Here is a 13,416-nt window from a genome sequence, read left to right as displayed (position 1 = left end):
GGGACTCCGTACCGCCTCAGTTGAAACCAAGGCACTGCCGCCTACTCCAGAATGTCGAATACCTCGACCGCTTTGTACTCCTTCCCACGTTCTTTCCCAGTCACTTCCTCGATGAGGCCATCTGATTCGAGGTCGTCGACGACCTTGTAGGCAGTCCGCCGGGAGACGTCGAGATACTCCACGAGGTCAGGTGCCGTAAAGTACGGATACTGGAGTAGCTGCCGGGCGAATCTGTCCGTATTCGTGCTTCCTGGGTACTCTTTCTCATAGCGCTCTTGGAGATCACGGAGTCGGTGCGTCCGGTCGTACGACGTCTCGGCTTGACTTCGGAGTCCTTCGAGGAAGAACCTGAGCCATTCGTCCCACGCACCGTCCTCACTCACCGCACGCATCCGCTCGACGTACTCGACTTTGTGCCGATTGAAGTACGCGCTCGGGTAGATGTATGGACTTTCGAGGTACCCTTCGCTCGCCAAATACAGAATGATGAGTAATCGACCGAGTCGACCATTCCCATCCGAGAAGGGGTGTACTGTCTCAAAGAAATAGTGGATGATAGCGGCGTCGACGAGCGGATGGTACTGCCCACCCATTTGAATGTACGACTCAAGTGAGTGCATAAGTGCAGTGAGTCCCTCCGGAGTCGGTGGGACGAACGGACGTTGTCCTGGCTGTGGGCTCGTGAGATGTACCATATGGTCGCGGAAGTCACCGACGACGTTTCCCTCGTTTCGAACCTCCTCAAGCAGCATCGAATGGAGTTCTTTGATCAGCGAGAGCGTTATCGACGCTCCGCTCTCGACTTTCTTGAGGCCGTACGTGAGTGCCGTCTCGTAATTGAGGGCCTCTTTCAGGTCTTTCTCGATTGTCGTGTCAGTGTCGCCTGAAGAGTGCTTTGTGTGGTACGCTTCAACGTCTTGATACGCGACGTCTGCGCCTTCGATACGTGCTGACTCAACGGCCTCGATACGGATGAGAGAGGTGTAGAGAACTGTGGAGAAGTCGACTGTCGAGCTAATACCATCGACACGACCGATTTGATACGCTGCATCGGCCACCAGGTTGTGTGTCTGGTCGGAGAGTTCGAGCTTCGGCTCTACTGGGAGCGGCTCCGGTGAATAGTACGGATTCGGATGATAGGGGACGTATTTTCCCGGTGCGCTATCCGGAAGCTCTTTCGTGGGCATCTCGGTGATACCACTATCTGTCTCTGTTGGTATAGTTGTTTTTATAGTGGGTATACGTAGGGGCTGTGTAAGACCTATCGTGGAAGATCAAGCGCGAATAGTATACGTGCGAACACCGGTACGACTTCTCTGTATAGTAAGTATATAAATGTATATACTAAGGCCGTGGATTTCAGGGGCTACTGTGTCACGGTAGCGCTGCTGCTACACATTTACAGTTGACATCCTCCTCAGCCTGGAGTGGTCTGCATAAGTTCTGAACTAGCCGGGACAAACGACGAGAACCACGACATCTCACCGTAGTCTCCCAGCATCTCCGTGCCGTGGCCAGCGTCCATCAATGGGTTCAACAGTTCTGCTGATCACTCAAGGCGGAGGAGGATGTCAAGGCTCGGTGACGGGAAGCGAATTCCCCCGCACCCCTCTCGGGGCAATAAACACTATCGACCGGAATCGCACTTGAATTTCAGACCGAGTTTGTCGCCACCTCGAGTAGGGCTGTAGACAGCGTGTGTTACGGTGGGAGGTGACGGTCGTAGATATTCCGGCGATGCCCAACTGCTTCGACGGTCAGGACATCCTCATCCCGGTCCCACGTGATGATCGCACGGTAGTCACCAGCACGAAGCTTGTAGTATGGATACCCAGTGAGCTTTTCGAGACGATGAGAGGTCCAGTCTTTCGCCTCGTCGAGTTTCTTCACCAACCGCTCTTGCGCTTCCGATTCGAGCCCCTCCAACAAATCGAGTGCTTTCGGTGTCCACTCGACCTCAGTCATCGATACCCAGACGGTCCTTCACGTCGTCCTGCGACACCGTCTCGCCCTGCTCCCGCTGCTTGCGGCTCTCGGCCAGATGCTCCAGCGCTTCCTCGGACAGTTGCGTGGGGGGATTGACGGCGTCCCGAAGCGCGTCGCGAATGAACTCGGATTTGTTCGCGTAGCCACGCTCCTCCCAGACGTCGTCGACCTGTGCCAGCAGCGACTGTGGCACCCGGACGTTGATTTTCTCCATTTCACCGTCGCCGCCGGCGTCGCTGTCAGTGCTCATATGCTGTGATACGCTTGTATCACGTAAGTAGCTTCGGTTGGGTCTGCGGACTCTCGTTGACAAGGTCCAGACTGCGCTCGCCGGAGAGTCGCCGATGCTCCGAGAGGTTCAGCACGACGGCTTGCCGTCGACGCGGAAGCCGACGTACTCGACTGTATCTCGGTGAGACTGTACAGGCGATGCGACTGGAACCGATTCCGAACTTGCTACAACTACATTCCCGTTCATTCGTTGCTCGCGGGCGGTTCGGTGATCCGCGCACCCCTCTCAGGGGTTCAACAAACAGGGCGAGCTGCGTTCGGCAACATATGTGACAGTTGTAACGTACTGTCCAATTACCTTAGGATGGCTGTCCTGGACGACCTCTCCGGATTCGAGTTCGAGGACCTGATGGAGGACGTGTTCCGCACTCTCGGCTACGAGAACGTTCGGCAGGCTGCCAAAACGAGCGACGAGGGTCGAGACGTCCTGATGGAGGAGGTCGTCGACGGCACCCGCCGTGCCATCATCGTCGAGTGCAAGCACACGGGGACGGTCGGGCGGCCGGTCGTCCAGAAGTTGCACTCGGCGATCGCGACGTTCGACTTCGACGGTCCCAAACGCGGGATGGTCGTCACGACCGGCCGGTTCACGAACCCTGCCCAGGAGTACGCCGAACAGCTCCAGCAGAACGACGATCCCTATCCTATCGAGTTACTGGACCGGCAGGACCTCCGGGAGATTGCCGACGAGATCGGGCTGGATCTCTACAACGGCCGCATCGAGATCCTCTGTGACGAGACGCTCCGGCCACACGACTCCGCGGCCACGGTCGACGCACCCGTCGTGGAGGCGTTCCGCGACATTGAGAACATCGAGGCTGTGGATCTCCCCGAACCGGACTCGCAGGTAACGTTTCGGCCGGTGGTTGCGATCACCGCCGACACGAACGCTGTCTTCGAGACATCGGTGGGCGTCCTCCACCACATCAACGACCGCACACAGTTCGTTGTCCACGCTGAACGCGGCCATCCGAACGTGGCAGATAACGATGTCGCGACGTTGGTCACCGAGAACTTCCACGCGACGATCCCCCTCGATACTAGGCAGTTTACCGAGGTATTCGACGACGTCGAGGAGCGCCGGTTCGGCCAGACCCAAACGGAGTACAAGGAATGGGCTGTTGACCGCCTCCAGGACTACCACACGACGACGGTAACCTACACCGGCGACAATAATTCGACCCGAGGCCGTGTACGAGGAGTAGGGGTTCGTCATCACGGTCGCCGTACACGCGATAGACGAGGGTAGTACCATCCCGGACGATCAACTCCGTCGGGGTCCCGGTGCCATCACCATCGTTTCTGGCGTTTTGAGAAACCATTCGATCCATAGTGGCTGCTTTTTGAGGATTCGGGAGATCTCCCTGACGGCTCATTTGTTGGCTCCCTCGTCCAAACCCGATGGCCGGTTTCCCATCTCTCCGGGAGACTGGAGGTCTGACCCACAGATTGCAATCAGGACGAGTGCGAATGCCCAGATGAGAGCTGTCGAGGTCGCAGGGGCAACGAGGCCAGGCGCTGCCGCAAACTCGAAGAGCGCACCGCTGTCGAAGACGTTCCACTGGGCATGGAACACAACGACGAGGAGAACACTTCGATGGCCGTTGACGAACAGCCAGGTCAAAATTATCGAAAGCCCAACTACACCGGTAAGGTACACGAGGAACGATCCACCTTGGCTTGATCCCTGGATGAAGAACTGAGGTAGGTGCCACACGGCCCACACCACGCCAACAAAGAGCCCAGCAACAAGGGCATTGTATCGTTCCAGAAGGTGCGGGAGCGCATAGCCTCGCCACCCCATCTCCTCACCATAGCCACCCTGCAGGAAGAACACGAGGAGGAACACGGTCGGATACACGATATAAATCGGACTGGGAGTCAATCCAATCGACACGTCTTCGAGCACGACGTAGATGCCCCAACCGAGGAGCGAGAGAACAACTGGAAGGACGACTGCAGCGATCCACCAGCGGGCAGGGACGCGCCACCGGACTGCACGTGAAGCCCACTTCCTGAGTATTCTGTCCCGCCAACTCAGGATACCGGCGGCAAGAAGCGGACCGACGCCACCCAGTAGCGCCAACACTGGCCTGAGTGGTGGCTCTGGATTTACTGCGATGACTGTTCCCCAAGCCGTCCACGTAATCACGAACGTCAGGACGACGAATTGCGCGAAGGGACTGAAATGTGACGTGGATGCCTCTCGACTCATAGACCTGCTCCAGTGATCGGCCGCTGATTTTCAAGCGACTCCCAGTGGAACCAGCGGTTTTCGTTTGTCTGGCTGTACTCCGACCGATTTCTGGGTGATATTTCAAACATGGATTTGTGTTTGCGTTTCAGAGGACTTTGATCGCCGAAACGAACCAAATGCCACGAGGACGGCGAGAGCGAGATACGAGGCGACTATCAGATTGTATCCCAGTGGTGTTCGAACGGCGGACAAGCCGCCAGCAGGATAGTACGCGTACGCATTGAGGCCACCGTGGAACAACATCGCCAGCGGCAGCGAGCCGCCGCTCCCTTCGAATATCCACGTGAGGATGACCGACATAGCGAGGACGAGGAGAACGTAACTCACGGCCGGAAGATGACTCTGGTCTGTTCCAGGGATGAGAAATAGGGGGATATGCCAGCCGGCCCAGAGCAAACCGACACCGAGGCTCGAAGTGAGCATCCCCCACCGAGACCGGAGCACTGGCAGCAGGTAGCCTCGCCAGCCGAACTCTTCCTGCCCGCCACCGAGGAGGGAGATCGATACGAGCGAAAGCGGGTACCCAGCAAGCGCTATCCGCGGGTCCAGCCCGAAGGTTGCCTCACCAATTCTAACGTGCAGGACTGCTGTAAGAGTGAGAACTGTCGGAGGAATCAGTAAGGCCACGACAAACCACACGACCGACCTTGGGACCGAGAGAAGGTCTGTCAGCCACGCTCGGATCGACCCACCGTACATTGAGACGCTGAGAGCCGCTCCGACTGCCGGTCCAAACCCACCGAATAATATCAAAAGAACAGCTAGGTCGCTGTTCATAGAGATCGCGCCAACGACGAGCGGAGTCCACAGCGCCCAGGAGAAAGCCAGTGTAACGACTGTGAACACACTGGCTCGTCGTCTGATTGAGACCTCCGACGTAGACGTCGATCCCCGCATTACTGACGCTTCTCCCATAGTAAATAGTCTCCTCGTGAGAGTATCAATATTTTCAGCAATCGATTGCTGTTAGCCTACGATTGCGTTCCGCATCGGGCTCTGGAACCGAGAGTGTGACCTCGAACAGACGTTTTACAGTCGGCTTCGACGAGTGACTGAGAATCTCATCGTGGTCAAGTATATGTAGGCACCAGCGATCACCGCGATCGTCGTTCAGCACGAGGATAGCTTGACACGCCTCTCTCCGAACAGTTCGCTCGCCGTTACAATCGCCGAACAGCCCGTTCAGTCGATTCTCGACCGTCAGGAATCCGCTCCCGAATTTATTCGGCTGTCGAGCCTCTCTTCGACCGTGAAGACGGAAAGGGACATAGCATCTGAACCACAGCAGAGTCAGGCGGAGCGAGACATAGTGTCCCGCTCTATCAGTCGCGTTCGCCTCGCTGGAGTGGGGATCGTTGCGGGTGTCCTTGGCGTCGTAGCCACAATCGTGGTGGCCGCGAGCGCAGCGAACTCCCTTCCGAGTGGGGCCGTCGATATCGGGACGGTTGCCGCCGTCGTGGTCGTCGCCACCCTGGTCGGGTTAGCTCTCGGCGTCCGGTACCGCAAGCAGTGGCTCTCGCCGGCACTCGTCGCCGGCGTGCTAGTCGGCGTGTTCTTGTTTCTCCGGGGAGCGGCGTTTCTTGTCGAGGGACGAGTGATATCGTATCCGCTGCTCTTCGGCTTGCCGGGGGCCGCCGTCGCGATCGGTGTTACGCTCGTGGCCGCCTGGGTCGGCTCTCGACCACGAGTCGCCCGGGGGTTGTCGCCGTCACAGCTCTCACCGCTTGCTCGCGGGGGTCTGGTAGTGGCCGGGGGCTGGACGGTGATCCAACTCCTGTTCGGGCTCGGACTTGCAGCGACCGCCGGGTACGTCCTAAACAACACGTTTGCCGGGACTCTCATCGCGACGGTCGTCGGCTTCCCAGTCGCCACGCTGTTCGCGGTCCAGTACGGTCGTCGCGTCGGTATCGACCGCGATGACTGGGACTACCGAACGACCGTCCACACCGTGGGCATTGGATTGACAGGGGGGCTACTGACGGTCCTCGCCGTGCAGGGTGTTGGCCTCCTCGTCACGTCGGTCGCTGGAACGGACGCAGCAGTCACAACGTTCGGGTTTCTGCTTGCTGACCTCGAAGCCGGGGTGTGGGTGCTTGCGCTGTTCGCACTGGCCCACGGGATAGTCGCGCCGGTAACAGAGGAGTTGGCTTGGCGTGGCGTCGTCCAGACGGCGTTGGTCGAGTCGTGGGGACCGACGGTCGGCATCGCCGTCACGGCAGTACTATTCACGGCCAAACACGTAGTGCTCGACGCGTCGCTCGCGCGGCTCCCGACAGTGCTAGTGCTCGCTGTTGCTCTCGGTCTCGTCCGGCATCGATGGGGAGCGACTGCGAGCACGGTCGTTCACGCAGTCGTCAACCTCACGAGTGTCGCCACGCTTGCGATCCTCGTGTTTGGATGACGCGGTCAACCTCCCGATACTGTTCACCCTACTCCATCGTTCCGCCGACCCACTGTCCCGAGGAGCACACCCTAGATCGTCGTCAATCACTCCGCCGAGGTAGGTTAATTCAGTGATTGCGTTACATTGACGGGGATCACGGTCACGAAACCATACACAAGCCTGCAAGCGCGCCATACCCCGCCAGCACGACGAGTACTGCCACGGTTGCGTAGAAAGCTCGAACCATACATTCAATCCCAGATGAAAGGGTAGAACCACGTTGATTCGGATCAATGGCTGGGCTGGACCTCAGGTAGTAGTTGATTCCCCATCGCTCTCAACCACAGCCAGTGTGGAAAACCTCGATACGCTCAAACGGTGACCTCGAGGCCATCACCGGATTCAACAAGGTGGATATAATTAAATAAAACTAACAGGTGTGCCAACTACTCCTATATTGGTAGGAATGGCGAGAGGAGTGAAGCCAGTCCAATTACTATCATAAGCGCGCCAGCGGCCAGGAGGACGAGGCCACTACTCCGTCCCTCCTCTATCAGCGCGGCCTCCGACTTGTCCGAGAGAACGAAGTCACCGTCGGACGTCGGCTCGTCGATTACGTAATCGCGATTGTCCCAACCCGCCTCGGTCTCCCTAGCGGTTCCGAGGAGATAGACCTCCTCGCCCGGTTCGAGTGTGCCTTCGAGGTAGCGACGGCGCTCGCCGGTGCTCAATGGGCCGATGTCGACGCCATCCGGGAGGTCGAGTGCGGGCTCGTTCTCGACGTACGTTCGGATCTCTTCCGGCGGTTCGTCGCCGGCTTCGACTTTCCATTCCGACTGCTCGAGGTTCAACCCGCCGTCTTCCGGGAGGTTGACCAGTACCTCGCCGGTGCCATCGTCGATGAACATAGGCTCGGCCGTCTGGTCCTCGAAAATGGTCTGCCAGTTGCCCGGGCCGTTGCCGTCCGAGTGCAATTCCTTGACCTCGACGTGGACGGCTAACGCCTCCGTCCCGTCGATGGGCGATTGCCGGAGGGTCGCGTCGTCGGTCCCGTGTGCAGTCCCCTTGACCTCGACCGGCCCTGGTTCCAGGTCGCGGATCGCAGTCGTCTCGGTTTCCTCCATCCGGGTGCTTTCGGCCCGCTCCGTACGGCCCTTGTTCAACGTGATCAGCCCAACCACCACGAACACGATACTACTGAGTGAAATGACGAAGCTGTCGACCATTAATAACGATAACCAATGAGCTATACTTGAAAACTTGGGGACTCACGGAAAGTAGATCAGGAGCCTCCGACTCATACAGTACCCACCCTACAACGCTTCCAAGTGTACTCCGTGAGACACACTCTATTCTGTTGAATCCGCTGACAGCACGGGAATTCTCGGTAGATTGGCTCCCAGATCACCCGAAAATGACGCTCTTTTGCTCGGCGTTTTGGGCCGAAAAATACTGCCGAGGATACTTTCCAGAAATCCACACCTTTGGTAGCTCCAACAGAGCAATTTCGTGTAGGCATCCTCGGTTGGTTACGGCCTTCTTCAGCCGAGTATCCTACTCGGGATCTGGTCCGTGACGAGGCGACTGACACACCTGACACTCCCACATCGGCTGGCCCGACCACTCGTCATCTGGGAGAGACTCGAGTTCCTGGAACTGATGTTCAGTCATTCGACCGCACTTGCGACATTCAAGCCGTGTTTTCGAGGGAACACTGGGTTGGCGATTCTCGGACTGGTCGTTGTCGACGGAACGCTGAAGTGCAATCGACGGCACCAGCCAGACGTCGTCCTCGGCGCTCTCAAGCAACTCTGTAAGCCGATCTTCATCACGAACACCGTGCCCTCCCTCCTCGTAGAGGAACGTTGTGTGTGCCCCCTTACGCTGCGACTGCGTCAACTCTGTCTGTCCCGTCCGCTCACGAACGGCTGCGAGAAGCTGTTCACCGCTTTCGGAGGTGATTCGAACTGCTTCGGGGAGCGAGGGCCACTTGTCGGTCAGCTGTGCGGCGGGCTCTGCATCGAGGTCGTAGATTAGCTGGCAGTCGTCGACCGCTGGATCCCTATCGGTCTTCGTGAGGAGCGTGGCCGCAGCAGCACCCTTCGCGACCGCGGTGTAGAACGTCGACGCCTCGACGAGCAGATGGACGACATGGAGTAGTGTCCACTCAGTATCCGGGGTGGGACTCTCGCCACTGGTTCCATCCAGATGATTCGAGAGGCAGAACCGACACTTGGTACGGCTCGCAGGAATCGACGCACCACACGAGGAACATTCGCCCTGTGTCGATCTCGTTCGATCTGGATACGAATCCGGCCCCTCTCTTCGCTGTCCCTCTGATTGCCCAGCGTTCCCCCGTCCAGAAACCTCGTCGTCGGGAACATGGGCCGATTCGCCAAGTGGTCGTAGTTCCTCAAAATCCGAGTAGTGGTCCGTCATCTCTTGTGGATGGCTTCCCTCGTTATGGTATATCAACTACCTACCCTACTTCGCTCACCCTGGCGGGTTCGCTCGTTGAGGGTGGGTCTTGTCCATGAACTCGGCTTCGAACCCTTCCGGGTGGGCGGTGAATCCACCGCTCGGCGTCACAGTTCCAGACTTTAGGGCAAGCTGACTGTTGCCCGTCCGCCGAGACGACTGTTGACCTCGACGGACGTACCGCATCCCGATGTTCTTCGCCGCATTGTAGTCCGCGTTCGCTTCCGACTCGCACTTCATACATCGGAAGTCGTTGCGAGTCGGGCGATTCTCGTCTGCCGTGAATCCACACTCGGCGCACCGCTTCGACGTGTACGCCGATCCGACTTGCTTCACCGCGATACCTTCGGCTTCGGCTTTGTACTCTACCTGTTCGTACAATGTTCGGAACGCCCATTTGTGACCCCACGACGCACCCGTCCGCTCGCGGATATGGGTTAAGTCCTCGAACGCTATCACGTCACACTTGTACCGAAGTGCTTCGTTCACTATCGCGTTCGACACTCGGTGGAGTACGTTACGGACGTATCGAAGTTCTCGACCACTCGACTGTTCGAGCGTTCGGTGAGCGCTTCGAGTGCCTGTCTGTTGGAGTCCTGCGCGTACCTTCTCGAACTCACGGAGGTCGTGGGTTAACTCCTGCCCGCTGAAGAAATAGGCGGTGCTTGTGACGGCGAGGTTTTGGATACCGAGGTCAACCCCGAGAACCGTTCCGTCCTCGGCGGTATTCCGCTCGGTGTCGGTCTTGGGTCGGCGGAAGCCGATATGCAAAAAATAGTCGCCATCACGGGCGGTGAGTGTGCTTTCCGTGACGCTCCATTTGTCGGAGTCGAGGTACTGCCGTTGGTAGCCATCGTTGGCGTCGGGAAGGGCAAGTGGACACCGGACTCGGCTCTCCGTAGTGGAGAGAGACACTGTATCGTCGTCGAACAGCGTCATTGTCCGGGTGTCGTACTTCACCGTGGGTGCGGTGAAAGTCGGCTTGCTGATCTTCTTGCCTTTCGAGCGGCGTTCGATGCAGCCGGTGATGGCTTGGGCGGCTTGGTGGATGGCGAGAATAGCGTGCTGACTACCGAGGTCGGTGTGTTCGCGCACGTCGTCGTATGCGAGGGGTTGGACGTCGCTTTTGGCGTTGCACTTTCCCCACGCCATGTCAGTGGCGAGTTGGCAACCCCGCATCCACTCGGAGATGGTTTCTTCGAGTAGGTCGCGTTGCTCGTCCGTAATCACAAGACGAGTAATTGCCGTCCGACGCACATAGTCATCTACCACGTCTTCAATGTGATCTTATGGCTACTTATATTCAGGTGTCTGTACCGCACGAACGCGCTTCTCGCTTCTCTACTCACTCGCTTCGCTTGTTACTTGTGGAAAGCCTCTGCGCTACCGCTTCAGTTGAACTTATGCTCCCCTTCTTTACGAAATCACTATGACGACCATAGTGTCTCTATGCGTTGCTCCATCGCGGTGAGGATGGTGGAGTATACTTCGAGTGGATGGAGCGACGGGAGTTCGAGGTCGGTAATTTCGGTGGCAGACGGTGGCTTATGGAAGTGCAACCGGGTGTTGTGCGTGTTCGGGTGCCGGTCCCAGCGACACTCCCAGCGTTCCCCGTCCTCGTGCTCTTCGACGTAGTGGACCGAGAAATCGTCAGTCGTGAACCATCGGATGTCGAGACGGGCCGCTGTTACTGTGTCAGGATATCGTCCAGCGTCGAGCAGTCCACGAAGCAGTCGAGGTTCGTATGAATCCGGGTCGAACGCAGTCTCGGCGATGAGCGAATCCGACGAGAGGTGCCGCTCCAGCAGGCGCAGCGTCTGTCGATCCGCTGGCCCTGTCGAGTGTGAGCCCGAATCCTCCGGTGGCTGGCTCATTTAGGCCGGAATCAGATGCCCGTCATTCTGGGAGAGCTGGCGAGCAAGTTCGTACAGCCGGATATCTCGAATCACGCCCTGCCACTCGCTGATGGCGGTCATCCGCTCGTGAATGGTTTCGTGACTATCGTGATCAAACACGTTGACAGCCGTTGGGTCTGTCGTCTCGAACTGCGCTTCGTATTCCGTTCGCTGGGCTTCAAGCGCCTCCACGCGGTCGATGATCGCTTCGATAGAGAGCCCGGTCGCGATTCGACTGGCGTCCTGCCATTCGAGATACCCCTCGTTACGTTCGTATGTCGCCGGGCGGCTGTCTCTCTCGGCTCGAGCGATGCCCATCTCTGCCAAGCGGTCGAGGTGCTTTTTGGCAGCATTCGGAGAGCAGTCCGCAAGCTCAGCGATCTCGGTGTAGGCAGTCGGAGAGGTAACGCCGAGGACGACGTCGTAGACACGACCAAACGTGTCTGTCCCCGTCTGCCACCGGCGTTGCGTATCGTCGGATGTGGGGGCCGGATCGAACTCGGTCATACCTATCTGTAGGCGGCTGCTCTCAATATATCTTCGGATTCTTCAAATATATGCAAATGCGTGCTGTGTTGGGTTACTGGGAGGGCAGGGCCAGTCTTGTTCAATCACGTAGTCTTGCGACTGCCTTTCCGACCTGTCGGACGTGTTGACTCCGCTCAAGATCTAACTCCTCGGCGAGATAATCGACCGTCTCTGTGAGCGTCATAGTTGAGTAACTCATCTCTCAGCGTATGAAGTTGATGCCGTTGCAAGTCGGCTCACGCCGCGTTGAGTTCGTCTCTCCTCGCACGAACTGTTACAGCCGACATCCCTGCAGCATCCGCAACTCTCTGCTGTGTGAGTGACCTTCCGTGTTCCTGTGCAGCTTTGTATATGCAGGCCGCCGCGACACCACTCGGACGACACCCGTTTGAAATAGTGGTTTCTTGATGGTGCTTCGAGAGTGCCACTGCTCGACGCCGGATGGCGTCTGAAATGCCAAGATCTGACGCGAGACGGGGGATGTATTCACTCGGGCGAACCGGCTGAGTCGGGAGCCCAAGTTCTGTATTCAGGGTCTTGTACGCATTCGCGACTCTCGATTGTTCGATGCGTGCTGTGTCGACAACGTCGTCGAGTAACCGTGTGTGGCCGTTACAGCGACAGGCCCCGTGGACGCTTGCTGCCGCAATCGCCTCGATTGATCGGCCTCGAAGCAGGTCCTCGTTCTGGGCACTCCGGAAGGGCTGGCACGCCTGATCCCGAACCGAATCTGAAAGCTCGAGGGCGCTGGCGATTCTTCGTACTTCACCCAGCCCGTGTGCGAGGTTTCGCTCGGCTTTCGACTGGAACCGACCACGGTTCTGTTCCCGGCGCATTCGGGACAGTCGCTGGCGCTTTTGCCCAGAGAGTTCGTTTCCATTCGCATCTTTCCCGCGCCCGATCTCCGTCGACAGGCCGCGATCGTGGCGAGCCGCAGTGAGTGGGGCACCTGTTCGTTCGCACTCCTCGTCGTCGTACGCCCGCCACTCCGGCCCGTGATCGATACGTTGCTCGTCGATGACCAGGCCACAGTCCTCGCAGACCGTTTCGACCGCGTTCGTGGTGACCCGTCCGTCGCACTCGGGACAGTGGTTTGCGTTCGACTCCGTTCGGACGTCCTCGTCGAAGCCCGTTTCGTAGATGTCTCTGGTTGCCATCGTTCTCACCATATTCAGGAACTCGCCAGTACGGCGAACCCCTCACCCATTGAGGGGTAAATAAACACTCAGAATTGGGACATATGCGCCAAAAGAGTATTTGATCGCTCCCCTCCTTGTATAATCGAATCTTCCGGTACTGATTTGGGGATTAAATACGGAAGTGATGGTAATGTCTTCCACCTTAGATTTCGACTCCATCAGGCCTATAGGTGGATCGGTTCAAGACGGGTTTGAGGAGCTTTGCTGTCAGATTGCCCGGTTGTATGACGAAGTTCCTGAAGACTCGAAGTTTACGAAGAAGGACGTCGACGGACCTCCGTACAGCACTTGAGGCGGCAGCGGTCGAGTATCTCGATGTCGACGAACACCGAACGATTGTCATCTATCAGCAGGCGATTATTATGGTAATCGCCACGGAGGGACAGGCAACAGAAGCAC

12 protein-coding genes and 1 pseudogene are annotated in these 13,416 nt (G+C 57.9%); 2 read left to right on the top strand and 11 right to left on the bottom strand.

Annotated features, from left to right (window positions below; genetic code table 11):
* Positions 1-41 precede the first annotated feature (41 nt).
* The 3 genes from D3D02_RS14290 to D3D02_RS14280 form a co-directional block, all read right to left on the bottom strand.
* Entirely contained in the window at positions 42-1,187 is a 1,146-nt protein-coding gene (locus D3D02_RS14290; protein WP_121570672.1) for a Fic family protein, read from the bottom strand.
* A gap of 514 nt (positions 1,188-1,701) precedes the next feature.
* On the bottom strand, positions 1,702-1,965 hold the full coding sequence (locus D3D02_RS14285; protein WP_121570671.1) for a type II toxin-antitoxin system RelE/ParE family toxin: 264 nt from the start codon (positions 1,963-1,965) through the stop codon (positions 1,702-1,704).
* Positions 1,958-2,236, bottom strand: coding sequence for a type II toxin-antitoxin system Phd/YefM family antitoxin (locus D3D02_RS14280; protein WP_121570670.1), 279 nt, complete (start codon positions 2,234-2,236; stop codon positions 1,958-1,960). The genes D3D02_RS14285 and D3D02_RS14280 overlap by 8 nt, the downstream gene beginning before the upstream one ends.
* 345 nt (positions 2,237-2,581) lie before the next feature.
* Here D3D02_RS14280 and D3D02_RS14270 point away from each other — a divergent pair.
* Positions 2,582-3,460, top strand: a pseudogene (locus D3D02_RS14270) (restriction endonuclease); the annotation flags it as partial.
* A gap of 189 nt (positions 3,461-3,649) precedes the next feature.
* Here D3D02_RS14270 and D3D02_RS14265 read toward each other — a convergent pair.
* Both D3D02_RS14265 and D3D02_RS14260 read right to left on the bottom strand, forming a co-directional pair.
* The gene (locus tag D3D02_RS14265; RefSeq protein WP_121570668.1) at positions 3,650-4,492 is read right to left on the bottom strand and encodes a CPBP family intramembrane glutamic endopeptidase; all 843 of its coding nucleotides are present in this window, start codon (positions 4,490-4,492) and stop codon (positions 3,650-3,652) included.
* A 102-nt stretch (positions 4,493-4,594) separates the two neighbouring features.
* The gene (locus D3D02_RS14260; protein WP_158599373.1) at positions 4,595-5,380 is read right to left on the bottom strand and encodes a CPBP family intramembrane glutamic endopeptidase; all 786 of its coding nucleotides are present in this window, start codon (positions 5,378-5,380) and stop codon (positions 4,595-4,597) included.
* Between the two features lie 403 nt (positions 5,381-5,783).
* On the opposite strand from D3D02_RS14260, the gene D3D02_RS14255 reads away from it, so the two are divergent.
* Positions 5,784-6,935 carry a CPBP family intramembrane glutamic endopeptidase gene (locus D3D02_RS14255; RefSeq protein WP_158599372.1) on the top strand — a complete coding sequence of 384 codons (1,152 nt, stop codon included), beginning with the start codon at positions 5,784-5,786 and terminating at the stop codon, positions 6,933-6,935.
* Positions 6,936-7,369: 434 nt separating this feature from the next.
* On the opposite strand, the gene D3D02_RS14250 is transcribed toward D3D02_RS14255, so the two are convergent.
* The 6 genes from D3D02_RS14250 to D3D02_RS14225 form a co-directional block, all read right to left on the bottom strand.
* Entirely contained in the window at positions 7,370-8,143 is a 774-nt protein-coding gene (locus D3D02_RS14250) for a GIDE domain-containing protein (protein WP_121570665.1), read from the bottom strand.
* 328 nt (positions 8,144-8,471) lie between these two features.
* Entirely contained in the window at positions 8,472-9,356 is an 885-nt protein-coding gene (locus D3D02_RS14245; protein WP_121570664.1) for a hypothetical protein, read from the bottom strand.
* Positions 9,357-9,410: 54 nt separating this feature from the next.
* On the bottom strand, positions 9,411-10,667 hold the full coding sequence (locus tag D3D02_RS14240) for an RNA-guided endonuclease TnpB family protein (RefSeq protein ID WP_121570663.1): 1,257 nt from the start codon (positions 10,665-10,667) through the stop codon (positions 9,411-9,413).
* A gap of 155 nt (positions 10,668-10,822) precedes the next feature.
* Positions 10,823-11,269: a hypothetical protein gene (locus D3D02_RS14235; protein ID WP_121570662.1), complete on the bottom strand. Its 447-nt coding sequence runs from the start codon at positions 11,267-11,269 to the stop codon at positions 10,823-10,825.
* Positions 11,270-11,797, bottom strand: coding sequence for a winged helix-turn-helix domain-containing protein (locus D3D02_RS14230; RefSeq protein ID WP_121570661.1), 528 nt, complete (start codon positions 11,795-11,797; stop codon positions 11,270-11,272).
* Positions 11,798-12,054: 257 nt separating this feature from the next.
* Positions 12,055-12,975: a transcription initiation factor IIB family protein gene (locus tag D3D02_RS14225; RefSeq protein WP_121570660.1), complete on the bottom strand. Its 921-nt coding sequence runs from the start codon at positions 12,973-12,975 to the stop codon at positions 12,055-12,057.
* Positions 12,976-13,416: the final 441 nt, after the last annotated feature.

It is taken from the genome of Halobellus sp. Atlit-38R (genome assembly GCF_003665925.1).
Classification (GTDB): Archaea; Halobacteriota; Halobacteria; order Halobacteriales; family Haloferacaceae; genus Haloquadratum; species Haloquadratum inordinatus.
Note: the sequence above shows the minus strand (reverse complement) of the source record. Positions and strands in the feature narration are given on the sequence as shown.